The sequence below is a fragment of the Actinacidiphila glaucinigra genome (assembly GCF_035918135.1).
Lineage (GTDB): Bacteria > Actinomycetota > Actinomycetes > Streptomycetales > Streptomycetaceae > Actinacidiphila > Actinacidiphila glaucinigra.
This window is the reverse complement of record NZ_CP109144.1, coordinates 160088-185511: the sequence shown is the minus strand read 5'-3', so window position 1 is coordinate 185511 and position 25424 is coordinate 160088. Positions and strand designations below refer to the sequence as shown.

The 25424-nt window shown below is 68.0% G+C and carries 22 protein-coding genes and 5 pseudogenes; 9 read left to right on the top strand and 18 right to left on the bottom strand.

The window, feature by feature from the left end; translation table 11 throughout:
• Positions 1-36: 36 nt before the first annotated feature.
• Together OIE69_RS00930 and OIE69_RS00925 are read right to left on the bottom strand one after the other, a co-directional pair.
• A complete protein-coding gene (locus tag OIE69_RS00930) occupies positions 37-543 on the bottom strand; it encodes a TspO/MBR family protein (RefSeq protein WP_326570013.1) in 507 nt (168 codons plus the stop codon).
• Between the two features lie 208 nt (positions 544-751).
• A complete protein-coding gene (locus OIE69_RS00925; protein ID WP_326570012.1) occupies positions 752-1519 on the bottom strand; it encodes a transposase in 768 nt (255 codons plus the stop codon).
• 958 nt (positions 1520-2477) lie between these two features.
• Here OIE69_RS00925 and OIE69_RS00920 point away from each other — a divergent pair.
• The 3 genes from OIE69_RS00920 (at position 2478) to OIE69_RS00910 (ending at position 4194) form a co-directional block, all read left to right on the top strand.
• Positions 2478-3086, top strand: coding sequence for a hypothetical protein (locus OIE69_RS00920; RefSeq protein ID WP_326570011.1), 609 nt, complete (start codon positions 2478-2480; stop codon positions 3084-3086).
• Between the two features lie 362 nt (positions 3087-3448).
• Positions 3449-3889 (top strand): CBS domain-containing protein, encoded by a 441-nt coding sequence (locus OIE69_RS00915; protein ID WP_326570010.1) that lies wholly within the window; start codon positions 3449-3451, stop codon positions 3887-3889.
• Positions 3890-3990: 101 nt separating this feature from the next.
• The gene (locus tag OIE69_RS00910) at positions 3991-4194 is read left to right on the top strand and encodes a hypothetical protein (RefSeq protein WP_326570009.1); all 204 of its coding nucleotides are present in this window, start codon (positions 3991-3993) and stop codon (positions 4192-4194) included.
• Positions 4195-5035: 841 nt separating this feature from the next.
• On the opposite strand, the gene ku is transcribed toward OIE69_RS00910, so the two are convergent.
• Together ku and OIE69_RS00900 are read right to left on the bottom strand one after the other, a co-directional pair.
• The gene (ku, locus tag OIE69_RS00905) at positions 5036-5776 is read right to left on the bottom strand and encodes a non-homologous end joining protein Ku (RefSeq protein WP_326570008.1); all 741 of its coding nucleotides are present in this window, start codon (positions 5774-5776) and stop codon (positions 5036-5038) included.
• A 232-nt stretch (positions 5777-6008) separates the two neighbouring features.
• Positions 6009-6541, bottom strand: a pseudogene (locus OIE69_RS00900) (flavodoxin family protein).
• A 226-nt stretch (positions 6542-6767) separates the two neighbouring features.
• Between OIE69_RS00900 and OIE69_RS00895 the strand changes: the two are divergent.
• A pseudogene (locus OIE69_RS00895) lies at positions 6768-7627 on the top strand (SigB/SigF/SigG family RNA polymerase sigma factor).
• A gap of 86 nt (positions 7628-7713) precedes the next feature.
• Here OIE69_RS00895 and OIE69_RS00890 read toward each other — a convergent pair.
• The 10 genes and pseudogenes from OIE69_RS00890 to OIE69_RS00845 form a co-directional block, all read right to left on the bottom strand.
• Positions 7714-7854 (bottom strand): annotated as a pseudogene (locus OIE69_RS00890) (CDGSH iron-sulfur domain-containing protein); the annotation flags it as partial.
• Between the two features lie 14 nt (positions 7855-7868).
• A complete protein-coding gene (locus tag OIE69_RS00885; protein WP_326570007.1) occupies positions 7869-8516 on the bottom strand; it encodes a HemK2/MTQ2 family protein methyltransferase in 648 nt (215 codons plus the stop codon).
• A gap of 53 nt (positions 8517-8569) precedes the next feature.
• Positions 8570-9241, bottom strand: a complete 672-nt coding sequence (locus OIE69_RS00880) for an HAD family hydrolase (RefSeq protein ID WP_326570006.1) — start codon at positions 9239-9241, stop codon at positions 8570-8572.
• Between the two features lie 466 nt (positions 9242-9707).
• Positions 9708-10025, bottom strand: a complete 318-nt coding sequence (locus OIE69_RS00875; RefSeq protein ID WP_326570005.1) for a hypothetical protein — start codon at positions 10023-10025, stop codon at positions 9708-9710.
• Positions 10022-11752 carry an aa3-type cytochrome oxidase subunit I gene (gene ctaD / locus OIE69_RS00870; protein ID WP_326570004.1) on the bottom strand — a complete coding sequence of 577 codons (1731 nt, stop codon included), beginning with the start codon at positions 11750-11752 and terminating at the stop codon, positions 10022-10024. Before ctaD ends, OIE69_RS00875 begins: the two co-directional genes overlap by 4 nt.
• Positions 11753-12851: 1099 nt before the next feature.
• Positions 12852-12956, bottom strand: a pseudogene (locus tag OIE69_RS00865) (DUF2267 domain-containing protein); the annotation flags it as partial.
• A 16-nt stretch (positions 12957-12972) separates the two neighbouring features.
• Positions 12973-13782 carry a transposase family protein gene (locus OIE69_RS00860; RefSeq protein ID WP_326569999.1) on the bottom strand — a complete coding sequence of 270 codons (810 nt, stop codon included), beginning with the start codon at positions 13780-13782 and terminating at the stop codon, positions 12973-12975.
• Between the two features lie 153 nt (positions 13783-13935).
• Positions 13936-14271 (bottom strand): annotated as a pseudogene (locus OIE69_RS00855) (DUF2267 domain-containing protein); the annotation flags it as partial.
• A 71-nt stretch (positions 14272-14342) separates the two neighbouring features.
• Complete coding sequence (locus OIE69_RS00850) at positions 14343-14738, bottom strand: DUF2267 domain-containing protein (protein WP_326570003.1); 396 nt, start codon at positions 14736-14738, stop codon at positions 14343-14345.
• A 104-nt stretch (positions 14739-14842) separates the two neighbouring features.
• Positions 14843-15277, bottom strand: coding sequence for an Hsp20/alpha crystallin family protein (locus OIE69_RS00845; protein ID WP_326570002.1), 435 nt, complete (start codon positions 15275-15277; stop codon positions 14843-14845).
• Positions 15278-15408: 131 nt separating this feature from the next.
• On the opposite strand from OIE69_RS00845, the gene OIE69_RS00840 reads away from it, so the two are divergent.
• Together OIE69_RS00840 and OIE69_RS00835 are read left to right on the top strand one after the other, a co-directional pair.
• The gene (locus OIE69_RS00840; protein ID WP_326570001.1) at positions 15409-16077 is read left to right on the top strand and encodes an HSP18 transcriptional regulator; all 669 of its coding nucleotides are present in this window, start codon (positions 15409-15411) and stop codon (positions 16075-16077) included.
• Between the two features lie 575 nt (positions 16078-16652).
• Entirely contained in the window at positions 16653-17231 is a 579-nt protein-coding gene (locus OIE69_RS00835; RefSeq protein WP_326570000.1) for a cysteine hydrolase family protein, read from the top strand.
• 97 nt (positions 17232-17328) lie between these two features.
• Here the strand turns inward: OIE69_RS00835 and OIE69_RS00830 are convergent, their stop codons facing one another.
• The 3 genes from OIE69_RS00830 to OIE69_RS00820 form a co-directional block, all read right to left on the bottom strand.
• The gene (locus OIE69_RS00830) at positions 17329-18138 is read right to left on the bottom strand and encodes a transposase family protein (RefSeq protein ID WP_326569999.1); all 810 of its coding nucleotides are present in this window, start codon (positions 18136-18138) and stop codon (positions 17329-17331) included.
• Positions 18139-18467: 329 nt separating this feature from the next.
• Positions 18468-19190, bottom strand: a complete 723-nt coding sequence (locus OIE69_RS00825; RefSeq protein WP_326580880.1) for a class F sortase — start codon at positions 19188-19190, stop codon at positions 18468-18470.
• Between the two features lie 35 nt (positions 19191-19225).
• Positions 19226-19486 carry a hypothetical protein gene (locus OIE69_RS00820; RefSeq protein WP_326569998.1) on the bottom strand — a complete coding sequence of 87 codons (261 nt, stop codon included), beginning with the start codon at positions 19484-19486 and terminating at the stop codon, positions 19226-19228.
• Positions 19487-20299: 813 nt separating this feature from the next.
• On the opposite strand from OIE69_RS00820, the gene OIE69_RS00815 reads away from it, so the two are divergent.
• The gene (locus OIE69_RS00815; RefSeq protein WP_326569997.1) at positions 20300-21409 is read left to right on the top strand and encodes a hypothetical protein; all 1110 of its coding nucleotides are present in this window, start codon (positions 20300-20302) and stop codon (positions 21407-21409) included.
• A gap of 613 nt (positions 21410-22022) precedes the next feature.
• On the opposite strand, the gene OIE69_RS00810 is transcribed toward OIE69_RS00815, so the two are convergent.
• Positions 22023-22265, bottom strand: a complete 243-nt coding sequence (locus OIE69_RS00810) for a DUF5302 domain-containing protein (protein ID WP_326569996.1) — start codon at positions 22263-22265, stop codon at positions 22023-22025.
• A gap of 1793 nt (positions 22266-24058) precedes the next feature.
• Between OIE69_RS00810 and OIE69_RS00805 the strand changes: the two genes are divergently transcribed.
• Together OIE69_RS00805 and trhA are read left to right on the top strand one after the other, a co-directional pair.
• Positions 24059-24385 carry a helix-turn-helix domain-containing protein gene (locus OIE69_RS00805; protein WP_326569995.1) on the top strand — a complete coding sequence of 109 codons (327 nt, stop codon included), beginning with the start codon at positions 24059-24061 and terminating at the stop codon, positions 24383-24385.
• Between the two features lie 63 nt (positions 24386-24448).
• Positions 24449-25252 carry a PAQR family membrane homeostasis protein TrhA gene (gene trhA, locus OIE69_RS00800; protein ID WP_326569994.1) on the top strand — a complete coding sequence of 268 codons (804 nt, stop codon included), beginning with the start codon at positions 24449-24451 and terminating at the stop codon, positions 25250-25252.
• The last annotated feature ends 172 nt before the right edge of the window (positions 25253-25424 follow it).

The window sequence follows — 25424 nt, the reverse complement described above, 5'->3', positions numbered from 1 at the left end:
TCGATCCTCGCGTGCGCCTGGATGATTCGTGCGCGGTCAGGGGCGCGAATTGAGGTGGGCAATCCTGGCGTTGAGCGCCGAAGCGAACCAGGACCATGCCGCGTAGGGCAAGAGCGCGGCGGCCGCGTGCAGGTCGCTGCGGGCTGCACGCCGAATGAGGTGCACGTTGCTGGCGTTCAGTAGGAGGGCCCCAGCCAATCCGGCACGTGGGCTGCGGGCGACGAAGAACATCCAGCTCCAAGCGGCGTTCAGGGAAAGGTTCACTGCCAGCGCGGTCGCCAGCGCCATCCGTTCCCCGTGGCCGGCCTGGCACCAGGCTCGACCTCCAGACCAGGCGATGCCCGCATACAGAGGTATCCGCGTGGCGCTGAAGGCCCACGGCGGTGGTTGCCTGGAAGGCTTGGGCAGCCGCTGATACCACGCGCTGCGGGTGTCGGCTGCCGCAATGCCAATGGTGGCAGCGGCGGCTACCGCCGCAGCGGCGCCGGCATAGGGCCGCCACCGGATCCTGCCTCCTCGGCCACGTTCGCTGATCAGTCTCACGTAAACCGTCCTTTCCCTAATCGCCCGCGGCGGCACCGAGCGCCACGCCGGTACCCGCTCATAGCCGGCTGCCTCAGTTTCCGCCTTCACGAACGGGCGTCCGTGCGGCCACGTTCGTTGTGAGATCGTGGGTTTTTGCCTAAGGGCTGTCCCGTTAATGATCTTTGAGTCATCGGAGGCAAGGTCGGTCGCGGTGCGGTCCGCTCGCCTATCCGGCGAGGGCGAGGTTGTGCATGCGGGCGATGCCGAGCATGGCGTGGTAGACCCCGTCGCCTTTGAGGCGGCAATCTCGGAGGATCTTCCAGGTCTTCATCCGGGCGAAGACGTGCTCGACACGGGCGCGGACCCGCTTGTGGGATTTGTTGTGCGCCTCCTTCCACTCGGGCAGGTCTTCGCCCTTACGGCGGCGGTGCGGCATCACGAGTCCGGTGCCCGGGTAGCCGCCGTCCGCGATCGTGAGCGTCTTGCCGACGGCAGCCTTGGCGCCGGATTCCTCCCGTGCCTTGCAGTCGTTGCGGTTCCCGGGCAGGGGTCGGCCGATCACGACGACCAGGCGGGTGTCAGCGTCGATAACGACCTGGTGGTTGGTGGAGTACCGATAGTTCTTGGACTGCTCGGCCACCGTATGGTCGGGGGTGGGGACCAGGGTGCCGTCCACGATGAGCACGGTGCCCTTGGCGAACCGCTTGCGGGGCTGGAGCGCGAGCATCGGCCCGAGGTGGTCGATGATGCGGTCCGCGGCCGACTTGGACACCCCAAACAGCGGGGCCGGCTGGCGCATCGTCAAGTTCGTGCGCCAATACGCCGCAACCAACAGTGCCCGGTCTTCCAGCGGAAGGCTCCACGGCCGGCCCTTGCGGACTGCATCCGCACCCTCGCGCCGCAGCATGGTCACCAGCTTCTTGAAGCAGCGTGGGCTCAGACCGGTGAACGGGGCTATCCAGGAGAGCTTCGACGCCGTGATCACAACAGTCACGTTGTGATCCTCTCAGTTCTGGATCGGACCAGGAACCTCAGATGCCCTCCCTGCCTATCGTGAGGCGGCGACGCCACCAGAGGTCAGCACGCCACTGCCGGCGACCGGCGAAGGGGTCAGGCAGAGTGCGCTCAAGGTAGACGGTGTCCAGGTAGGCCACTTGGCGCTTCAGCTCGGCGCGAGAACGCGAGGGCAGCCGTTGGAGAACCTCCTCAAGGACGTCGCGGGCATGCCTCACATCGTCGAAGGAACAGCCGCGGCACGAGCAGTGCGCGTCCTGGGGATACAAGGGCCGTCGCCCTGGCGGTTGCAAGAACGCTTGATAACGCCGTAGCGCGCGGGCCGTAGCGCCGGGGAAGACGTAATAGTTGCCCGAGAGGCGCTCCACTCGATGTATCGCCAGGCTGGTAAGGGCGGAGAGCCCGTGAATCCGACTCGGCGGCGGGTCCTCCCAGACGCGAGGACCATGTTGCTGGGCGCGCAGGGCGCCAGGCCGTCTACGCGGCATCGGCCCTTCGGTATGCGGTCATGGCAGTCATCCTGCCAGTCCCACGCCGACGCAGCCAGGGATTAGCGGGACAGTCCTTAGCAGGGATACTCCAACTGTGACGTCGGCTCTGGTGGGCGGGGCGCCGACTGGCTGGAGTTGCAGGCGAAGCCCGCGTCCTTCGCGCCCGACAGCGGAGACGGTCACGCACCCCAATGAAACCGCTGGTCGGGGACTCCGCCACCGTTGCTCCGCCGATCAGCCCAGGTCTGCACCTTGCTGGGTCGTGCTAAGCGCATTGGTGGCCATACACGGAAGGTCGTCCTGTTTCGCAGGCAACTACCAACACGCGGGGCGAGCGCGCTTGGATGGCCCGTTCGTACTACCTGGAATGGCAAGCGACATCGCTGGGGGCCACGGTGGGAGGCATCGGCAGGCCTGTCGATGCCCTGTGCTACCTGGGAGCGAGCGATGTCCGAACGCAATACCGTGCTGCGCAGCTTGCACGACATAGGACTGGCCGCATGGTTCGGCGGTTCGCTGATGGGCGCGGTCGGGCTGAACGGCGCAGCTAGGACCGAGGGTGGGACGTGGGAGTCCACCACCCGGATCGCTGCCTCCGGCTGGTCAAAGTGGACCCCGGTGAATGCCTCGGCGATCGGCGCCCACCTCGTAGGCAGCAGTGGTCTGCTTGCGGTCAATGCTGCCCGGGTCGTAGCCCAGCAGGGCGTCGCCGCCTCCACCCTGGCCAAAACCGTTCTGACCGGAGCGGCACTGGCTGCCACGGCCTACAGCCGCGTCCTGGGCAAGAAATTGGAGCTCGCCTCCTCCACTCGTTCCGAAGATGCGGAGAAGGCGGCCAAGCACCCGATCGAAACCGACAAGGCACAGCGACATCTGGCCGTCATGCAGTGGGCGGTACCGGCTCTGACGGGAGGGCTGCTCATCCTCAACGCAGTCCACAACGAACAGCAGCGCCCCTCTCAGCAGGTCCAGGGCATGTGGCAAAGGGCCCTATCGATCGCTCCTCACTTGCCCGCTACCCCGGACTGGCACCACCTGATGCACTCGTCGAGGTAGGCCTGCGCACGTCTCGCAAGGGGATGCCGTACGGGCCCGGAACCGATGCCATCGATCAGCTGTCGCCCAGCAGGTTGGTGCATCCGGTGCCGCTGACGGTCTCCTCCCTGGCGATCTCCCTGCAGATGCGAGCCGTAGGGACGAAGCCGATCCTGGAGACAGGGGTGCCTTCGTACAGCGCGCCTCCCGTTGAACGGCAGGTTGCAGCAGGGGCTTATAGCCACTGCAGGGCGCACGAAACGATCGACGAGATGGCTCTGACCAGCCTCACGAGCGCCCGCTGTCAACCGCACCCGACAGCCAGAATCGCAGCACGTGCAGCCCTGGAACACAGGGCGCCTGCGCGGGTGAAGGAGAGAAGCATGACGGGCAACGACCAGCTCACGGCCAGGGACATCATGTCCGGCGGAGTCCAGTGTGTCGGCGCGCATCAGTCCCTCCAGGAAGCGGCAAGGATGATGCGCGACCTGAACGTCGGATGCCTTCCCATCTGCGGGGACGACAATAAACTCACGGGCCTGATCACTGACCGCGACATCGTCGTCCAGTGCGATGCGGAGGGCATCGACCCCGCCACGGTCCAGGCGGGAACTCTTGCCGGTGACCTGCAGTGGATCGACGCGAGCGCCGGCGCCGATGAGGCATTGCAGATGATGGAACAGCATCAGATCAAGCGCCTGCCAGTTATCGACACGGAGCAGGGTCACCAACTGGTCGGCATGATCAGCGAGGCCGACCTTGCGCGCAACCTGACGGACACCCAGATTGCGGAATTCGTGACCCGGGTGTATGTCAACGCCTGATCCGGTGGCGGGCTGCGACGCCTGCCCGGTGCACGCGTCGGGGAGGACAGGGCTCCACATGCAAGATGCGCCGTCTCCTCCGGCGGAGGCATCCTGAGCGTGTGGAGCGGCATCGGGTCGTCGTGTATCCGCCGCCTTCTGAGGGTGGTGGTCGGCGCGTGTGCCTGGACTGCCAGGATCTTGGCATCGCGTACGACCTTCGGGACCTGATGGAGTTCCTGCGGCGCGCGGGCATAGATCCCGACTCGATCTATCTGGACGACGAGCTGTTCGACTGGCGCAGCGCAGGCCCAACAATATGGTGAGTTCCCTGCCTGACCCGGTTGATGGGATCACTTGGGGCCGGGCAAGGGACCCGCACCGCCAGGTCGATGATCGACACACATTCGGTTGCGGGGAGCGCCCGCTCGAAAACGAATCATTCGTCGGGCCGACCGCCGCCGAAGACGGTTGCCGTCAGCACGCCGGCGGCAGCACTCGGCAGCATCCTCCCGCCCCAGGAGCGCCACCGGTGTGCCGCTGGCTCAGACACCACCACCGTGATCCGTACTGTGCAGTCGCGGTGGGAATCGGGGGAGTGCAGCCGGATCCGGATTGGCGGTTAGGTGGGCGGTCCGCGGTAGTCCGGCAGCTCAGCCGTACCTAATGGCCAGGTCGGCCGGATCTCCGCGTCCGCCAAGATCAGCGGCCATGACCCCGGTCTGGTGAAGTGGAAAAAGCTGCATGGCGGGACGCTGCTTCCAGCGGCGCGGAATGTGGAGATGACGCGGCCGATCAGGGCATCGTGCTCCGTCGGCTCGCGCGAAGAGCCCTCGCCGGTGGTCCGGCGGGGGCCTCCTCAGGCCCGAAAAGCTTGCGGCGCAGGTCGAGCTCTCGGACGCACCGGACAGCATCGCGCCCAGTCGCGTGATCTTCGAGCGGGAAGACGCATCCGAGTGACGAGCGACCGCGCCACGGGTCAGGGAAGGGCGGAGGCGAGGCCGCATATCCATCATGCGCCCGCGCCCATGATCCCGGGAGGCCCTGATCGCCACCGCAGGCTGCGAAAGCGCCCGCCAGCGAACATACGGCATGGTGAACGGCAAGGCGGCGGTCACAGTGCCAGAAGCCGTCGGCCCCGAGCTCGTAGTGTTCCGCAGGCATCCGCTAGTGCTTGTTCGCCGCCCGGATGCTCGCCTCCAGCGCCGCCATCAAATCCACCGCCGTCACCGGCTCCTCAGGCTCCTCCAGGCCCGCGCCGGTCAACTTCGCGGCCACCAGCTGCTCCAGCGCCGCCGCGTAATCGTCGTGCAGCTCGGCGATTTCCACCCCGGCAAGCTGGTCCATCAATAGCTTGGCAAGCTCCAGCTCCCGGTCCGTCACCGGGGCATTCGAGGACAGGTCGTCGGGCTCACGGATCTCCTCCGGCCACAGCAGCGTGTGCAGCACGAGCATGCCGTGCCGCGGCCTCAGGACCGCCAGGCGCTCCCGGGTGCGCAAGGTGACCTTGGCGACGGCAATCGTGCCGTGCCGGGCCAGCGCCTCAACCAGGAGCGCGTATGGCCGCTGCCCCTGCTCGCCGGCGGCCCCGACCCAGTAGGGCTTGGCGTAGAGCACCGGGTCGACGTCGCGCTCATCAACGAAGCCGAGGACGTCGACGGTGCGCTTCGTGGCAAGGGGGAGCGCGGCCAGGTCCTCATCGAGGAGCACGACGGTGCGGCCGTCGGGGCGCTGCCAGCAGTGCGCGATTTCTGACTGCGGGACCTCCACGTCTTCGCGCTCACAGACTCTCCGGTGCCTGATGCGGGCTCCGTCGCTCGCGTGGACCTGGTGGAACCCGGTGCCGTGCTCCTCGGTCGTGACCGGTAACGAGGACGGCGCACATCGTGACCAGGCGGAACGAGACATAGCCCGACCACAGTGCCCTCATACGGACACCATGCAAGCCGGGGCGGTTCGTCGCGCGGGCTGCTACTCCGCCCTGGTGACCCCAAGTGCTGGCTGTACTGCGAACCCTGCATCAAATCACCGCACGTCGGAGATCTCGCGGCATCTGCTCGCTCGACTAGAGGACCTGGGTCCCGGCCCCATCAGAAGCCCTCATGCGCCCGCGAGGCGATCCTGCCAAGGACGGCCCCTGTCACCCTGGCGGCGCGTTGAGGGGAGTCGTTGCCAGGGCCTGGGCGACGCCGTACAGGTTCGCGGCCATGGCGCGACCCGTCGTGTGGGACCAGTCGTGGCCGCGTTCGTCGTCGAGGTAGTCGGGGCCGGCCCCGGGGCCGAGGTGCCAGTACGTCCAGGCCTGGCCCGGGATGGTGTACCCCAGGTCGCCACGCCGGCCACCCGGTTGTAGGCGACCGGGCGGCCACGATCGTCCGTCTCGGACATCATGGCGTCCATGCGCTCCAGCACGCGCTGGGCGATCGACGAGGGCCTGCCCAGCCATGTGGGGGAGGCCACGACGAGGATCTCCGAGGACAGCAGCTTCTCGTGGATTTCGGGCCACGCGTCTCCAACGCCTTCGTCGCTGGTCACGCCCGGCTTGATATCGAGGTCCACGGCGCGAACGCAGTCGATGTCCACGCCGTAGGCAGCGAGCTGGTCCGCCACCACCTTCGCCAGGGCGTAGGTATTGGACGGCTGCGGCGACCGTTCGAGAGTGCAGTTGATCACGAGTGCTTCATGCGGCTCTACCTACCTCTGGTTAAAAGCTGCGTCCCGGAATAGCGCTGGAGTCACTCTCCCGGTCAGCGCGGGCTACGGGCCGAGGGCCGACCATGGAACCGGCCCCCGAACCGCGCACCGCGGCGGACAGCGCCTCTGAGTGTCGGCTTGGGGCAGCCGTCCCGGGGTAGCCGAAGGGCGTCTTCGGGGCAGGACACCAGGGAGGGCGGGGCACATGACGACGTTAGACCGGGCGGACCGAACGGCTCCGCGAGTCACGGCGGACCACGCACGCAGTCGTGCGTTTGAAGACGCGACGAAAGTCGCGCCGGGTGACGCCCGGCAGTTATCGAAGGCGTTCTTCAGCCGGATGGACGTGCTCGAGGAGGGGACCGCCGAGTACCAGTACGTGAGGAACACGCTTATCGAGCTCAACCTCTCGCTGGTGCGCTTCGTCGCCTCGAGGTTCAGCAGCCGCGGGGAGGAGATGGAGGACATCGTCCAGGTCGGGACGATCGGGCTGATCAAAGCCATCGACCGCTTCGACCTGACGCGCGGCGTCGAGTTCACCACCTTCGCCATGCCCTGCATCCTCGGCGAGATCAGGCGCTACTTCCGCGACACCAGCTGGGCCGTCCACGTGCCACGCTGCCTGCAGGAACTGCGGATCGAGCTGGCGAAAGCAGTCGACACGTTGACCCAGACACTCGGCCGGGACCCCACGGCCGCCGAACTCGCGGCGCGCATGGGCGCGGGGGAGGGCGAAATACGCCAGGGCATCATCACAGCCAACGGCTACACGGCGGGTTCCCTGCACCTCGCCCTCGACTCCGACGACGAGGAGAACGGGAGCTACGCGGACTGCTTCGGTGCCGTGGACCCCGCGTTGGACGAGGTGGTGAACCTCGTCGCTCTCCGGCCGCTCATGGCCAGGCTCAGTGACCGGGACCGGCGGCTGCTGCAGTGAGGTTCGGCCAGGAACTGACGCAGGCCCAGATAGGCCCAGCTCTCGGAGTCAGCCAGATGCACGTGTCCCGCCTGCTGGCCCGGGTCCTGGCTCGCCTGCGTAGCCGGCTCGACAACGCGGATGAATGAAAGTGGCTAGGCGCGCCGACCGGGCAGCCCGAGAACCGGAAGGGAATCTGTGCCGGTGACGTCCGGGTGTGCCGGCGATGGCTGGTGTCGCACCACAGGTGGGTGCGGCTGCGGCGGCAGGCGCACACGGCCACGACGAAGCGGTCGGAACGCACGACGGAGCCGTGGTCCAGGATCACCTCGACGGGGCCCTCGATCAGGATCGGGCCGTCCCGGGTGATGGCCACGCGTCGGCACTGGTTCACCGTTCACGTTTGGCACGGATCACCACCAGCTCTTCCTTCTCTTCCCCTGCGGCTATCAGCCCTTGGGCCTCCAGCCATGCCGACCGGTCGCGCAGCACAGGACCGAAGGGGATGTACCGGCGCTCGGTGACCGCGGCCCGCAGGCCGGCGTGACGCAGCCGGCCCAGGGTGCGCTCGACACAGCAGAGAGCCGAGTGGACCAGGAGCAAGACTCCTCCCGGGGCGAGCAACGGCGGCGCGTCCGAGCAGATCCGGTCCAGCAGCGCCCGGCCGTCGGACCCCGCATCCCACGCCAGGGCGCGACCGCGGGTCGGGAGGCCCGCCTGCGGCGACGGAACGTACGGCGGATTGGCCGTGATCAGGTCAAAACGGCGGCCCGACACGGGTGAGCAGAGGTCGCCGCGCACGACCTTCACGCGCAGCCCATTGAGGCGGGCGTTGAGCCACGTGGTGCACACCGCGCTCACGGATGCGTCCACGGCGGTCATCTGCGCTTCGGCGGCGGCCAGGGCCAGCGCGCCGCTGCCCGTCCCCAGATCGAGGACGTCGGCATCGTCGACGAGACGCTCCCGCTTCAGCGCGTCTTCGAGGAGCAGCGTGTCGTCCTGGGGGTGGTACACCCCCGGTGGGCACAAAAGACACATACGGCACGACTACCCGCATGTCCGCGGTCAAACGGGCGGGTCCACGAGGGAGGTCATTGCCACGTGGGACTGCTGTCGAGGGAGGCCAGCACGTCGCGTGGGTCGCGGTGCACTGCGGCGGCGCCCGCCTCCTCCAGCTCGGCGCGGCCGATGCCACCGGACAGAAGCGCCACGCAGGTCACTCCTACCTTCCCGCCGGCCTTGATGTCCCACACTGTGTCGCCCACGAAGACCGCCCGGTCCGCAGGTACGCCCGCCCGTTCCAGGGCCTGCGCGACCAGGTCAGGCGCCGGTTTGCTCGCGGATACGTCGTCTTTGCTGGTGGCGTCCGCGATGACGTCGTCGGCGTCGAGGGCGGCCCGCATCACAGCGAGCTCCTTGCCGTCGGCCGAGGTGGCCAGGACGACCCGGAAGCCCCGGGCCGCCACCGCACGCAGCAGGTCCGCGGCACCGTCCAGAGGGGCGAGCGCGGGGCCGTAAGCGCCGTACAGGGCCTTGTGGGCGCCGCTGATCGCGTCATCCTCACTGCGATCGCGCTCCTTGCCCAACAGGCGCTCCAGGAGATGGTCGGATCCCATGCCGATGCAGCGGTGGATGTCCGCCATCGACACTATGTGTCCGGCCTGCCGGAACGCCTCCCACCACGAAACCGCGTGGAGGTAGTTGGTGTCGACGAGGGTGCCGTCCATGTCGAAGAGCGCGGCGCGCTCTGCCCCGTCCCCCATGATGACCGCTCCTTCCGCTCGGCTACCGGAGTGGTTCACGCCAGGGCGTCTACCCGCCACCGGTGCGGATAGACGCACGCCGTCTGCCTGCGGCCGCAACCCCTCTCCGCCGAACTACATGCGGAGTTGCGCGTCAGCACTCTGCGGCAACAGCCAGCCGGATTACCTCGTGGCGCTGGGCGGTCGTCAGCCACGGCAATGCGGTTGACGAAGCACTCAGCGGCCTCCCCGTCATCAGCCGGCCATGAACAACAGCGCCGGGGATCGTCGAGGCGGGAGCCCCGGCGCTTTCGCCGTCGCAGGTCAGGCACTGCCCGGATCTCCCCGTGTGCACGTCTTGCGCGAAGCTTGCGTCCGTGCGTACTGACGATGCGGTCGGTGGCGAGCTCGTCGCGCAGCGTGTCTGCTCAAAATGACCGGACTCGGAGGCCTGAGTCCGGGTAGGCGGATACACGGAATGCCGAAATCATGGGAGATGGTCCGTATGTCGCGCACACAACCCGGCATCGAGTAGCACCCCGATCTGCTTGAACTTCGCGCCGATTACGAGCGTGCGACCGCGACCAATCGCGGTCAGGCCATAGAGGCCATGGCTCTGCTCACGGGTGCGGAGCACTTCTCTACGTTGCGCGGTAGTCAGCCAGGGCATGCGGTCGGCAAAAGTCTCGGCCGCGGCTTTGGCGTCGCTGATCGCGGCGTGCCACGACAGAAAATTCTCACATTGGGCGATGCCCGCAACGACCGTCGGACCGCCGTCCGCACTAGAGAGGCCGCGCCACTTCATGTCTGATCGCTCTCGCCGAGCGGCTTGGCCACCCCCATGCCGGGTTCGATGACGTCGCGACGGCCGGCGTTCTGTTCCTGGTCGAGAGCAGCGACGTCGGGGTGGTGCAGGTCGAAGGCGGGGGATTCGGAGCGGATCTTCGGCAGAGTGACGAAGTTGTGGCGTGGTGGCGGGCACGAGGTGGCCCATTCCAGGGACCTGCCGAAGCCCCACGGGTCGTCCACCTCGACCGGGCGGCCGTAGCGGGCGGACTTCCACACGTTGTACAGGAACGGCAGGGTCGACAGGCCCAGGAAGAAGGCGGCGATGGAGGAGATGGTGTTCAGGGTGGTGAAGCCGTCGGCGGCCAGGTAGTCGGCGTACCGGCGGGGCATGCCCTCTGCGCCGAGCCAGTGCTGCACCAGGAAGGTGCCGTGGAAGCCGATGAACAGTGTCCAGAAGTGGATCTTGCCGAGGCGTTCGTCGAGCATTTTCCCGGTGAACTTGGGCCACCAGAAGTGGAAGCCGGCGAACATGGCGAAGACCACGGTGCCGAAGACCACGTAGTGGAAGTGAGCGACCACGAAGTAGGAGTCCGTGACGTGGAAGTCCAGCGGCGGGGAAGCGAGGATGACGCCGGTCAGGCCGCCGAACAGGAACGTGACCAAGAAGCCGATCGACCACAGCATGGGAGTTTCGAAGCTGAGGCTGCCCTTCCACATGGTGCCGATCCAATTGAAGAACTTCACCCCGGTCGGTACGGCGATCAGGTAGGTCATGAACGCGAAGAACGGCAGCAGGACGGCGCCGGTGGCGAACATGTGGTGCGCCCAGACGGTTGCCGACAGGCCGGCGATGGAGATGGTCGCCGCAATCAGGCTCACGTAACCGAATACGGGCTTGCGGGAGAAGACCGGGATGACCTCGGTGACGATACCGAAGAACGGCAGCGCGATGATGTACACCTCCGGGTGGCCGAAGAACCAGAACAGGTGCTGCCACAGCAGCGGCCCACCGTTTTCCGGGTCGTAGACGTGCGCGCCGAACTTGCGGTCCGCGTAGAGAACGAGCAGGGCGGCGGCCAGCACTGGGAACGCGAACAGCACCAGCACTGAGGTCAGCAGGATGTTCCAGGTGAAGATCGGCATCCGGAACATCGTCATGCCGGGGCAGCGCATGCAGATGATCGTGGTGATGAAGTTGACCGCGCCGAGGATGGTGCCGAATCCGGACATCGCCAGACCCAGCACCCACATGTTGCCCCCCGCATACGGGGTGTGTTCGCCGCCAGACAGCGGGGTGTAGGCCGTCCAGCCGAAGTCCGCGGCACCCTGAGTGGTGAAGAAGCCGGACACGGCGATCAACGACCCGAACAGGAACAGCCAGTACGACAACATGTTCAATCGGGGGAAGGCTACATCGGGGGAGCCGATCTGCAGCGGCATGATGGCGTTGGCGAACCCGGCGAACAGCGGCGTTGCGAACATCAGCAGCATCATCGTGCCGTGCATGGTGAACGCCTGGTTGTACTGCTCGTTCGACATGATCTGGATACCTGGCCGGGCCAGCTCCGCCCGCATCAGCAACGCCAGCACGCCGGCGATGAGGAAGAACCCAAAGCCGCTGGCCAGATAGAGCGACCCGATCCTCTTGTGGTCCGTCGTCGTGAGCCAGTCGACGATCACCGCCCCGGGGCGGCGCCGCACCAGCGCCGCCTGCTCCTCGATCGATGTCACCTGCAACGACATGGATTCTCCGCCCTCGCTGTCGGCGCTCGCTCGAAGCCCTATGCGCGTTCGCGCGAAAGTCTGCGGCTGTGCAATCCACTTTGATAGCGGCCCTGACCTCTGGGCGCTCCGAATTGGGCCGTAAGTGGGTGTGGCGGTCAATCATCCGCCGGTCTGGTTTGTGATATCTCATGTGGGCGGCCTTGTCCGGTGGTGGTCGGCCGGCGGCGCACCCGGCTCAGCCGGGTGCGCCGCCGCCTCCAAGCGTCGGTCAACGATCGAGCCGGTTTCACTGGTGGTGATTACGTGCAACTGAGCCCGGCCGTGGCTACTCGCAATGCAGGCAGGCCCACTTGGGTGGCCACCTCGCAGCTAGCTGGGCGGAGACAGGTTGCTCGTCGCGCGGGGCGGCTGAACCTTGCAGTATTGCGGCCTCATTGGTCTCGCCGGACGCCATCGTTGTCTGGCTGCACGCCCGCCGATACTGCGCACCCGTCGGGCCCGCCGAGACGCCCTGGGGCACCTGGTTGCGCGGCGGAAAACCCTCGCGGCGCTCGCCCAACGATGTCTCCGGGCACCGCCGGACGTGCGGGTTTCGAAGGAATCTGCCGCTCTACTTCGAGCATCGGATGTGCCGTCGGCCCGGGCAGGGTGCACCCCGGAAGTGCGGCTCCGCCGCTTCCTTCCAGGGCTTTCGCAGGCGGGGCCGCCCTTCGAAGAGCAGGGTGTGGCCAACCCTTTCCCGCGGCTCCCCGGGATGATCGCCGTGCAAGCTCGGACTCGCGGCGGCGCCTCGTCCCCTGGTGTTAGACCGGGTGCGCGCCTCCTACCGCCGTGGGCGGTACCGGCTCGCCGCGCCCTGAGGTATCCATCTGTGCTGGCAGCAGTACCGACGTACTGAGGCGCTGGGCGAGTTCTTGCTCGGCTCGCTGTCGCAGGCGGTGTCGCAAGTCTTCAGCGCGGAATGCCCGATTCGGTGTAGGTACTGGGTCTGTCGCAATGCGATGCCCCTTGTCCCCAATCGGTTGCTGGCGGTCTTTCACCAGTGCGCAACGAGTTCACACCGAAGGGGTTGCGCGTGGGAGGGGTGAATTGCCGGCAGGGCCGATCGCGGCCGCCGTTATGCGGTCCGCGTCAATTCGGCCCGGCCGAAAAGCAAGGCGTACCCGGTTGGCAGTTGTGCGAGAACGCGGTTGATGAGGTCGTCCCCGGCCAGGCGACTGACGTTTTCTCAACGGTGATCATTTCCAATTTTCGTTGAGGACGAGGGCGGCGCGGGCGATGTCGCCGATCCTCCTGGGGCTGAGGGTGACGTGCTGCAGGGTCCGCCAGCGCTGCTTGAGTTCGGCGGCGGCGCGTTCGCCGAGCGCACGAATGCCTCTGATCAGGGCATTCGTGGTTTGCGTGTCCGCGTGCAGCGCCCGTTCGGAGCGGCCCTTGGGGCGTCGGACGGGGACGTGGATGCCGATGCCGGCGCCGATGTAGCCCTTGTCGGCCAGGGTGGGCAGGCCGTCGGCCGCGGCCTTGTAGAGCGCGGGAAGTGCGTGGATGCGTGCGGCGGTGATGTCGGGAGTGGAGCCGGGCTCGACGTCGGAGACCCACAGCGGGGTGCCGTCCGGGGCGGATAGGAACTGCACGTTCCCGCCGAACGCCTTGTGTTTCTGGCTGAACCACAGGTCGTTGCCGTTCTCGCGGACCCCGGCGACACGGTCGGACTTGATCAGGGTGCCGTCCAGGACCACGTGGGTCATGCCCTCGCGCCGGCAGCGGTCCAGGACCTCGTGCAGGTCGGGGGCCTGGCCGGCGAGGACGTCGATGCCTTCGTGGAGGTAGCGGTAGCCGGTGGCCTGGGAGACGCCGGCGTCCCGGGCCAGGCAGTGCACGCAGCCGCGCTCGCGGAACCAGCGCAGCACCAACACCGCCTGACGGAACGGCCCCAGTGCCCGCGAGCCCCTCGGCGTGCCGATCCGGCGCCGGTGCGCGGCCAGCAGCCGGGACAACTGGTCCACGACATGGCGCGGGACATCGAGCATGGCAACATAGGTGATCAACGTGAGGCCTCTGGTTACGCGGACGATCTTGTGGTGAGAACCGTCCTACCAGGGGCTTCACGTCTGCCCGACTCCGGGGCGAGTTCGTCCTACCTGCTTACGATCAGCGTGGTTCACGCGGCTTCGTGAAGATCATTTCGCTGAGAAAACGTCACTGAGAACCGCGAAAACGGTGCCGGCGTCCCAGCGTGCGGTGGCGGGTGTGCCGCCGGTGCGGGTGGCCAGGTCGCAGACGAAGTCGAAGCCGGTGAGCGGTTCGGTGCGGGGGAGTTGGACGGTGAGCTCGAGCGCGGCCTCGACAGGAAGCCGGGCGGCCAGGGCGACGCGTTCTTCGCCGATCAGCTGCCGACCGAGTCCGGCCAGCACATCACGGACGGCCTGCTCGGCCCGTTCGCGGGTTGGGTAGGCGCCCTCGTAGCGTACGTGCTCGACCATCGCGTCGAACGTCATCGCCGGTGTGCGGAGGTCCGCTTGGGGCTGCGGGGACATTGGTGCGCCTTTCATCTTCTTGTTGTGGTGTGGGGCGGGGGCGGCGTGTCCCGCCCCCACGGTCGCGAGGGTCAGGCCGGCTCGAGGTGACCGAACAGCAGGTCGTAGCCCGGGGGCAATTGCAGCAAGAGTCGGCGAAGGAGGTCCGGTCCGGCCTCCTCGGCGGCCAGGCTGAGGACGGCGCCGACGTCCCAGCGTGCGGTCTGTTCGGTGGCGCCTTCGATCCAGGCGGCGGTGGCCCGCACGAACCGCTCGGCGTCCAGCGGCTCGGTGGCCTGCAGCGGATTGAGCAGGATGAGCGCGTAGGTCTCCGGCAGGCGGGCGGCGAGTTCCGCACGGTCCTCGCCGACCACGTGTGCACCCAGCAGGGCCAGCACGACGCGCGCCGCCTGGTCCGCCTCCCGTGGAGTGGAGTATTCGCCGCGTTCCTGCACGCGTGCCAGGAACGCCTCCGATCGCATGGCCACGGTAATCCCCTTGTGTTACGCGGAGGACGGAACCGAGGAGGGAGGGAACGGTTTTCCGTCCTCCGCCGCCTACTGTGTGTGCCGGGTGGTACCCGGCTCAGGGCTCAGCCGCTGATCTGCTTGCGGTCGCCGGTGGACGTGATGGCGATCTTGCGTGGCTTGGCCCGCTCCGCGATCGGGATGCGCAGGGTCAGGACGCCGGCGTCGTACTCGGCCTGGATGTGCTCGGCGTCCAGGGTGTCGGCGAGCATGAGCTGCCGTGAGAAGACGCCGAGGGGCCGTTCGGACAGTTCCATCTGCACGTCGTCGGCCTTGGCGACGGGACGGCGTTCTGCCTTGACCGTCAGCATGTTGCGTTCGACGTCGATGTCGATCGCTTCCGGGGTCACGCCGGGAAGGTCGAGGGCGATCACGTAGTGGTCGCCTTCGCGGTAGGCGTCCATCGGCATGGTCGAGGGCCGCGACCATGTGCCGGACGTCCCCAGGAGCTGCTGGGTCAGACGGTCCAGCTCACGGAAGGGGTCGGTGCGCATCAACATCGTGAAACACCTCCAAGGGTTCGGGCAGTGGCTGCCAATGCGCTTCACCTGTCTTCCCTTGTACCATGTCGTCTAAGCGATGACAAACTTCGAGTCGTCGAGTGGATGACATGGAAGGAAGCGATTGCCTCTTGAATGCCACCGACCCTTCTCCGTCGGCGGCCGCCGGCGACGGGGGAGCCGTGCCGCTCCTGGCCACTGCGACCGCTCTGGCAGCCATCGAGGAGGCTCTGCGTGTGGCCTGCGCCGCGGATACGGCGCCGGCGGCCACCTCAGGTGACGATTCAGAACGGGCGCTGGCCTCGCTGATGCTGCTGCGGGAGGTGCGTGAGCAGCTCGCCGGCTGGGAGAGGGGTCTGATTGAGACCGCCCGCGCCGCCGGCGCCAGCTGGGCCGACCTGGCAGGCCCTCTCGGGGTCGCTAGTCGCCAGGCTGCAGAGCGCCGCTACCTGCGCCTGCAGCCGGGAGCAGCGGGCAGTACCGGGGAGGAGCGGGTGAAGGCCACACGCGACCGCCGCGCCGCCGACCGCACTGTCACAGCCTGGGCACGCGACAACGCCGCCGACCTGCGCCGCCTGGCCGCTCTCGTCACCGGGCTGGCCGACCTTCCCCCCGCGGCCCGCTCCGCCATCGACGGGGCCCTCGCCCACAACGACGCGGCTCGATTGATGGCCCCCCTTGCCGCCGTCCGCATCCATCTGCAGCCGGGGCATCCGGAGATAGCTGCGCGCGTGGACGCTCTGACTCGGCATGCCGACCAGCTGCGCCAGGACAGCCACGACCAGCGACGCGACGCTTGACCCAGCGGAGGGATCGCCGCGGCCCAGCGTCCCCCGGGCAGGCCCGACCGGCGGATCGGTGGTCGATGCAAACTATGGTGCGGATCCGCCGCTGGGTGCCGTTTGCCAGGCCCCTGCCATCCAGAGAAGAGCCCGCCGCCCCAAGGCCCTTCCGCCCCAAGGCCCTTCCGCCCCAAGGCCCTCCCGCCCCGAGGCCTTTGCGCGCCGGGCGGCGCGGCGCGCCGCCCGCCTATCACCAAAGGTCAGGGCCGCCGCCCCGCCATTCGACCAGCTCCCCTTCCCAGAGGTCCCTGACTCGGGGCCTGAGGCCAGCCTGCCGCAGCAAGACGAGAATGGCCCTGGGCCCGTGGGCCAGGCCAAGGATGCGCTCATCCAGCCGGACCCGGCGCCCGCGGCATTCCGAAGGCGGATACACGATCACTCGGCATTCCACTTCTCCAGCCTGCGATGCAGTCTCGATGGCCGCATGCTGGAACAACGACGCTGTCCGGAGCTTTCTGCACCCCCCGCGTACGGGCCCAGCACGCCGCCGGGGAGTGACCGCCTGACACGGCAACCATCGAGGTCCGCAACAAATGCACGACAAGAAAACGACCGCGCTCGTCGTGATCGACATGATCAACACGTATGAGCACGAGGACGCCGAACTGCTGCTGCCATCTGTGCGAGAGGCGCTCCCTGGCGTACGGAGGCTGATCTCACGCGCTCGCGAGATCGGTGTGGACGTCATTTACGTCAACGACAATTACGGACGCTGGCGCTCCCATCACGACGAGATCCTCGAGATGGCACTCGCTCGCCCGCATGCCGACCTGGTCGAACCGGTCAAGCCCGACGCCGACTCGCTGTTCGTCGTCAAGGCCCGGCATTCGATCTTCTTCCAGACCCCGCTGGAGTACCTCCTGGACCGGCGGAACGTCCGCCATCTCGTGCTGTGCGGGCAGGTCACCGAGCAGTGCGTGCTGTACTCGGCACTCGACGCGCACGTCCGGCACCTGCCGACGACCGTCGCGAGAGACGCTGTCGCCCACATCCATCGCGACCTGGCCGACGCTGCACTGCGCATGATGGAGCGCAACATGGGCACCCACCTTTGCTCAGCGGACGAAGTCCCGCTGGGCGTCGAGGCTGGGACACCGTTCCCGCCACCATGACTGGTACGGTCCGCCAACACGGCCACGTGCCTTCACGAACACGGGGCTCTCCAGCGATCAGACGCTCAGCAGGAAACTGACGTTTTCTCAACGGTGATCATTTCCAATTTTCGTTGAGGACGAGGGCGGCGCGGGCGATGTCGCCGATCCTCCTGGGGCTGAGGGTGACGTGCTGCAGGGTCCGCCAGCGCTGCTTGAGTTCGGCGGCGGCGCGTTCGCCGAGCGCACGAATGCCTCTGATCAGGGCATTCGTGGTTTGCGTGTCCGCGTGCAGCGCCCGTTCGGAGCGGCCCTTGGGGCGTCGGACGGGGACGTGGATGCCGATGCCGGCGCCGATGTAGCCCTTGTCGGCCAGGGTGGGCAGGCCGTCGGCCGCGGCCTTGTAGAGCGCGGGAAGTGCGTGGATGCGTGCGGCGGTGATGTCGGGAGTGGAGCCGGGCTCGACGTCGGAGACCCACAGCGGGGTGCCGTCCGGGGCGGATAGGAACTGCACGTTCCCGCCGAACGCCTTGTGTTTCTGGCTGAACCACAGGTCGTTGCCGTTCTCGCGGACCCCGGCGACACGGTCGGACTTGATCAGGGTGCCGTCCAGGACCACGTGGGTCATGCCCTCGCGCCGGCAGCGGTCCAGGACCTCGTGCAGGTCGGGGGCCTGGCCGGCGAGGACGTCGATGCCTTCGTGGAGGTAGCGGTAGCCGGTGGCCTGGGAGACGCCGGCGTCCCGGGCCAGGCAGTGCACGCAGCCGCGCTCGCGGAACCAGCGCAGCACCAACACCGCCTGACGGAACGGCCCCAGTGCCCGCGAGCCCCTCGGCGTGCCGATCCGGCGCCGGTGCGCGGCCAGCAGCCGGGACAACTGGTCCACGACATGGCGCGGGACATCGAGCATGGCAACATAGGTGATCAACGTGAGGCCTCTGGTTACGCGGACGATCTTGTGGTGAGAACCGTCCTACCAGGGGCTTCACGTCTGCCCGACTCCGGGGCGAGTTCGTCCTACCTGCTTACGATCAGCGTGGTTCACGCGGCTTCGTGAAGATCATTTCGCTGAGAAAACGTCACTGCCTACTCGCAAAGGCCGCCATGGCTGGTAAGCCGCTCATTGTGGTGGCTCCAACTGGGCGTCCCACAGGGCCTTGTGATGCTGGCACCCGAACGCAGTGAAATTGTCCGACAGCACCACGACCAGATCGTGCTGCCCAGCTTGGCCTGCCCCGTGTGAGAGCGGCAACACCACTATCCGGCCCCTCGCTCGAGCAGGAAGACCCGGACACTGCCGCGGCGCATCCTGATACTGGGGCTCCATCTTCTGTCCCCGTCGCGCACAGCAGGCGGGGCCGCTTTGCCCAGCCGGTCCTGCGGGCTTGGGCGAAGTGGGCTGGGGGCGCGTTCTTCGGTCGGCGTTGCGTACAGCACGAGGTTGCGTTCGTAGCGGCGTGCCGCGCGGTCGTAGGGTCCGGCGCAGGTGATCAAAGCCAGCCGGTGGGGGCCGGCGCGTGTGAAGAGGTCACGTGGCAGATGCTCCTGCTGGTACGTGCGCCGGGCGGTGACCCGGTAGAGACGTACCTTGGCGTCCGCTCCTGTCACGCTGATGGGGCCTCCCACGGGTATGTCGAGGAGGGCGGCAAAGGTTCCCAGCCCGTCTTTGCGGCTGTCGACATGGCCCGCGATCAAGACCGTGCCGGTCGCCGCGCCCAGCGGGGCCCCCAGTGCCCACCATCCGCCGGTGTGAAGGTTTTCCGGCAGGTCAAGAGCACCGTCGGCCCTGGCGGCGACGGGTACGACGGCGGCGTCGAGACCGGCCGGTCCATGGATGCGGGTGGGTGGCGACGCATCTTGGTCGTCGGAGGCGGGGCGGTGCACGCTGGCGGGCAGGGTGCCCGAGTCGGTGACGCCCAGTTGTGGCGTGGTCCACGTCAGCCAGCCGGCGGCCGCCGCGCCCAGACCGCAAAGTGTCATCACAGCGGCGGCCGACCGGTGGCGTTCCGCGGGTTCTAGCTCTTCCCGGCCGTTCGGCGGCGGATGCCCAGGAGCCAGGCCGCTCCGCTGACGGCGAGCAGTGCGCCTCCGGCCATGCCGACCACGCCCGCGGTGGCGGCCGAGCCTTGCGCAGCGGCGAGCTGGCCGCCGGATCCGGCGTGGATCATGCCGGTGTCCGAGGCGGCGTGGCAGGTACCGCCGCGGACCATTTCCAGGTGCATGGCAACCACCGGACGGGCGGTGCGGGCGGCGGCCACCACTTCGGCGTTGCTCACTCCAGCACAGGAGTCTTCGTCGCCCGGCGGTGAGCTTTGATCGTCTTTCGGGCCGTGTCGTACTGCCGTCGCAGGTCAGCGAGTGCTTCGGGAACATTCATGGCGCGGATGGCAGACCGGGCCACTGACAGTGGCCGGGCTACCCGCGGGTACGTGGTCTCGCCGGGCCCCGAAAGCCCTGGCGCAAGTGGAGAGTATCTGGCGGCCGACGAGGCGCGGGGCTCGGCGTTCACGCGCTGCTGGAAGTTGGCGATGGCGGCCTGGAACTGCGCGAGGCGCGCGGTGACGTGAGGGGCCCGATTCCTGCTCGACGAGTGCGGCAAGGAAGGGCGGCCTGCTGGTCCGCGAGGCGCTGACAGGTGTTCTGCAGCACCGCGGCAACGGGGCGGCCAACTAACTCGGCGTCACCGGGCGTCAGTGGGGGACTCGCGCAGTTCCCGCACCCATCCCGGGTAGACGCCACCATGGGTGGCTCGTCGGCAAGGCGTTCGGAATTATCACGGACCTTCCCGGCGAGCCGTCGCGCCGCCCCAGTACCTCACACGAGCCAGCGGACAGCTCAAGCGCCCAGAACCCCTTCGATCAGCACACCCTCGTGGGATGTGGGGCCTGCTGGACGCGGGCGTAGTCGGCACCGACCCACGATGCGGTGGCGCGGGGATGAACGCCCGGAGCCGCCCGGGCGACCGCCGGGCGGTGTTGTCTCGTGGGCGTCACGGTTGGGCAACCACCGGGTCGTCGGGACTCGGTGCCGGGCATGCGGAGCCCCACCATAGGTGTGCCGGGTGGGATGACGAGGGGTAATGCGGGGCAATGGAATTCACGGTCGAGTGGACGCTGAGACGGCGGGGCAGACGGTTCTTCGTCTGGGGGATCGTCGTGATGGCGGTCGCCCTGGTGTGGCTGGCCGACCTTGGGACGAACGGCAGGACGACAGCCGGCAGCGACAGCACGATGGCCGCGTGGTTCGTTCTGTTCCTGTCGGTGGTGTCGGTCTTCCGTGGGTTGGGCGATCTGCGCAAGGCGAAACGGCCCTTCCGGCTGCGGGTCGACGGATTCGGTATCACGCTGCACGATGCCGAGCTTGCCTGGGAGCAGATCGACGCCGTCTCCCTCTGGCACACCCCCAACACCAGCGAGAGCGTCGACGAGCTCCCCGCGTCGCCCAAGGCGCGGCTGACCCTGTGGACCGCACCGGGCGTGACGCTCGGCCGCAAGGCCGACCTGACCTTCGGTGACGACCGGATCCGCTACACCCTTGTGGACTGCAAGGACCTGGATCAGAGTGTTTCCGAGTTGACCGCCGCACTCGCCGAGCATGCCGGAGCCCGTTTCGAGACGGCCCCGCGCTCCGTGCGGCCGCCGATCCCTGTGACTGTGTCGGGGGCCGAACGGAATGTGCCCGGCGGCGAGCAGGTCTTCGCCGACGCCCGCCAGGCCGGTACCTGGGCCCTGATATGGGCCGGGGCAGCCGCCGTCCTCATGTTCTCCTTCTGGGAGCTGATGATCAGCCACACCGCCGAGGGCGTTGGAGCCGTCGTCGCGCTCTGCTCGCTGGGCGGTGCCGTCGCCTGCTGGCCCCTCGCCGGCCGGTCCCTCCTGCGATGGCACCGGCCCTTGCGGCTGCGGATCGGACCCTCCGGGATCGGCATGCGTGAATTCACCGAAGAGGAGCAGTACTTCTCCTGGGCGCAGGTCGCAGCTGTCACGGTCGGCCCCCGGCATCCGGGTAGCCGGGACACGCGGCCGTGGGTCGTGGTGTGGCCGCTGCCGGGCACCGCCACGGAACTCCCGCACAGCTACCTGCTCGACGGCCACCAGGCTTACGCCCTGGTCCGGTTGGACCGCCTGCCCGGAGGCGCGGAAGCGGTCGTCCCGGCCATCCGGGCGTACGCGGGAGAGCGCTACGCCGAAACGGCCTGAGGCCGGAGTCTGCGGCCGCTCCTCGATGAGACCGCTTTGCCGCGCGCTGCGTCAGGACCTCCTCGGCCTGCTCGCCCGTGTTCAGCGCCCAGACGAAGCGCTCGCACCCAGCTCGAAAGGGGGCGGGCGCTCAACCGTCACGTGCGACCGAACTTCATGTACTCGGGGCATCGACGAAGTGCGCTGATCAAGGGTCCACCTCCCGACAGCTAAGACCGAGGGGCTGCACCCGGTTCCGCTTCGAGCCTTCTGGCCTTGGGCCCCCGTCCGTTTCTACGCGGCCCCCGGCCTCATCATGCACGTCACCGAAGCAGGCGATAACAAGTTCGAAGCGTGGCAGGTGGGACTCACCGCAGTGCTCTGGCACCGCTGGCCGCTGCCACGGTCGAGTGGTGCCACTTCGACGGATGAGATCGCCGTCTTCCGAGGTGGCGGGGGTCAAGGAGCTTGCCGAGCACCGTTGCCGATGTGCCAGTAGGGCACCGTGATGCTGACCTCGTCACCGAACACTGACAGGTCGATACCGGTGCCGAACTGGCTCACGGTCAGGTGGGGCGCACGGTGGTGAGCATCCCGTGGCCGAAGGCCGCGTAACGCCACCGAAGACGACCTCTCAGCCGCCGCTCTTGCGTCGGAACGACCGCTGGCTGGCAGTCGGGCCGTGCGCGCCGCGGACTTTCGACGCGTCGGTGTTCGCAGCGAGGGCCGTGGCTTCCGCCTGCATGCCGCGTTTGCGCGCCAGGGCCTCCCGAAACTTGGCCTTCAGGTCATACTGGCCGTCCTCGTTAGGCGCCAAAGCAGGGCTCTCGGCGTTAGCCGGCTCGGAACCTTCTTGCGATGGAGACGCTGCAGTCATGGTGACCTCCTGGACTCGGGCAGTGGGAAGCACAGCTTGTCATGCGGGCGACCTTGCGGGGTGCCCCGCGGCCGGCGTCGCAAGCTACCGGTGGCGCAAGCTGTCATGCGTCGGTGGCCGTCGGCTTGTTTGAACACCATAGCGGCGGAGCGGGTTTGGCCGGTGGCCTGCCTGGGCTGGGGCCGGACATGAGCAGGGGGCCGCTGCCCCACCGCGCGTCCCATCTGCTTCCACCGCTGCGCCTCAGCGGTGTCGCCGGCGTCTGGTGCCGGGCAGCCACCATCGTCATGTCCTGCCGGACCTGCCCGGCGAGCGAGTCGGCATGAACTGTGACGCCCCCGGTCACCACCACCTCGCCCGTCGTGCCGCTCAGGCACAACTACAGCCACCGGCCTCTGCGCGCTGCGGGTCACATACAGTCGGGCCCGGCTTTCCCCGGCCGCGATTCGACCCAGCGCAACGAGCGTGGCCTCGTCCCGGGACAGGAAGACCTGCTCGGCGCGCGGACCCCGCGGTCGCGGTTAGGGTGACGGTGACACCGTTGATCACGGCCGTGCCTACGTACGTCGGCGATCCGCGGCAGACTCCCTGCCCGGGCCGCTGTCGACCGGCGTGCGGGCCGTGACGGGCACCGCGGCGCGGAACCTTGCGGGCGCCTTCCCCGGCCTGCAGAGCGTCAGCCTCACGGGGAGCGAAGCGGCCCGCCGGCGTGCGGCCGCCAGAGAGCACGCACCCCGGGCGTGTACGTGGTGCGGGAGCACGACACGATCGCGGCGATCGCCCGGCGCCTGAACGTGTCGTGGCAGGAGCTGGCGGCGGTCAACGGCATCGCGGCGCCGTACATCTACCCGCGGCAGGAGCTCACGGTCCCGGGGCTGGTGGTGATCGACGTCCCGCCGTTCCCCGGCGCCAAGGTGCAGGTGTTGACGGGATCACCGCATGGATGGCGGCAGGGTGCGGTAGTCGGGGGATCGTGGACCAGACCGCCGGGGCCGACGCCTCGCATCCTGTCCACGCTGCTGTCGCCGCCGGTTACCTCACCGGCCGGCGCCCAAAAATCTGTGTTGGCTGGAGTAGACATTGGGCGGTGGTGTGGTTATGGTTTCTCTCGTAGCCCAGAGGGGCCAGAGGGCCCGGCAGAGACGAACTGCCGGTCAGCAGTATCCGCAGTACAGCTAGTTGCAGTGTGCAGGACGGTGCGGTGGTGGAGTTCCGAAGCCAGAGCGGTTGCAGGACGGCGACGGGACTGGCGACCGGACCGGGTGGCCCGCAGTGATCAGGGGCCACCGTGAGCAGTACCTGTAAGTGCAGTTCGCAGTACCCAGCAGTGAAGTCAGTGAGCAGTACCTCGGTGAAGGCGTCGGCTGCGGGCGCGCGCCGGGAGGTTCGGCAGTGGGGTTCCAAGCCAGAGCAGATGCAGGACGGGCGACGGGGCTGGCTGCCGGACAGTGGCGCTGTGGTAGGTCACTGAGCAGTTCGCATCACCAGTAGTACGCAGGAGAGCAGTACCCGCAGTAGGTAAGTGATTGATTCCCGAGGAAAGAACGGAGGAGCGAAGCGCCATCAGGATCGCCCGGGCGGAAGTCGTGAGCCCGGGTACCGCAGGACATCGATAGTGAGGTGGTCTCCGGTCACGCATCCGCGGTCCCCGCACCCCCGGCAGCATTGCGGTCGGGTGGGCGGAAACAGAAGGCCGGCGTACTTTCAGGGCCGGCAGATGGTGTAGTAGTTCCTTCGGGGCCCTGGTGCCATACGGCACCAGGGCCCCTCAGCGCGGTTCACAGAGAGGTGCAATGACAGCAGACGACTCGTTCAGCCGGCTCGACGACGACGACTACCCCGCCTACACGATGGGACGGGCTGCCGAGATGCTCGGCACCACCCAGGGTTTCCTGCGCGCCATCGGCGAAGCCCGCCTGATCACCCCGCTCCGCTCCGAAGGCGGCCACCGCCGCTACTCCCGCTACCAGTTGCGCATCGCGGCCCGCGCCCGGGAACTTGTCGACCAGGGGATGCCCATCGAGGCCGCCTGCCGCATCGTCATCCTCGAAGACCAGCTCGCAGAAGCGCAGCGCATCAACGCCGAATACCGCCGCGCCGCGTCCCGGCCCGACACCTGACCCGCAGTCCCGGGGCGACGTGCCGAGCCGTGCATTCTTCCGCCGACTCAAGAATATGAGCGCATGATCGCCGAAGATACTCAGCCGCCGGCACATGGGCGGGAGTCCCAGCCTCGCCCCGGCACAACGCCAGACGCCCTGCGTACGCCCGCGGCTGATGCGCCTGTTGGCGCAACCGGCCGGCTGACTGCCGGGCGGAACGCCGCCGGCCTGGAAGGCGGGGTGGAGCGCGCGGCGGCTGCGCTGAAGCCGAGGATGCGCGGCTGGCTGCACGCCGGCGTGTTCCCCCTCGCTCTGGTCGGCGGCATCGTCCTGATCGCCGTTTCGCGCTCGGCCGCGGCGGTTGCGGCCTGCTCGGTGTACGCGCTGTCGGCCTGCCTGCTGTTCGGTACCAGCGCGGTCTACCACCGCGGAACGTGGGGTCCGCGTGGGGAGGCGGTACTGCGGCGGCTGGACCACGCGAACATCTTCCTGATCATCGTCGGCACGTACACCCCGTTGGCGGTGCTGCTGCTGCCCGCGGGCCAGCAGCTGGTGCTGTTGGCCGTGGTGTGGGCAGGCGCCTTGGCCGGTATCGCCTTCCGCATGCTGTGGATCGGGGCTCCCCGGTGGCTGTACACCCCGTGCTACATCGTGCTGGGCTGGGTGGCCGTGTTCTACCTGCCCGACTTCGCGCGCACCGGCGGCACCGCGGTTGTCGTACTCGTCATCGCCGGTGGCCTGCTCTACACCGCGGGCGCCGTCGTGTACGGACTCAAGCGCCCTGACCCTTCACCGGCCTGGTTCGGCTTCCACGAGGTCTTCCACGCCCTTACCATCGCCGCCTTCACCGCGCACTACACGGCCATCGTCCTGGCAGTCACATGACTGCCTCGGCGAGGCCCAGCCCCAACTCCTCCTCCCGTGCTCAGCCACCCGAGGTCGGGGGTTGATCGCGGGCACGGCAGGCAAGATCCTTCGAGTGGCGAACGGCAACCATCTTCCTTAACTCTCCGCTCCCGGCGGGCCAGTATCTATGACCGCGAGGCGAGGATTTAGC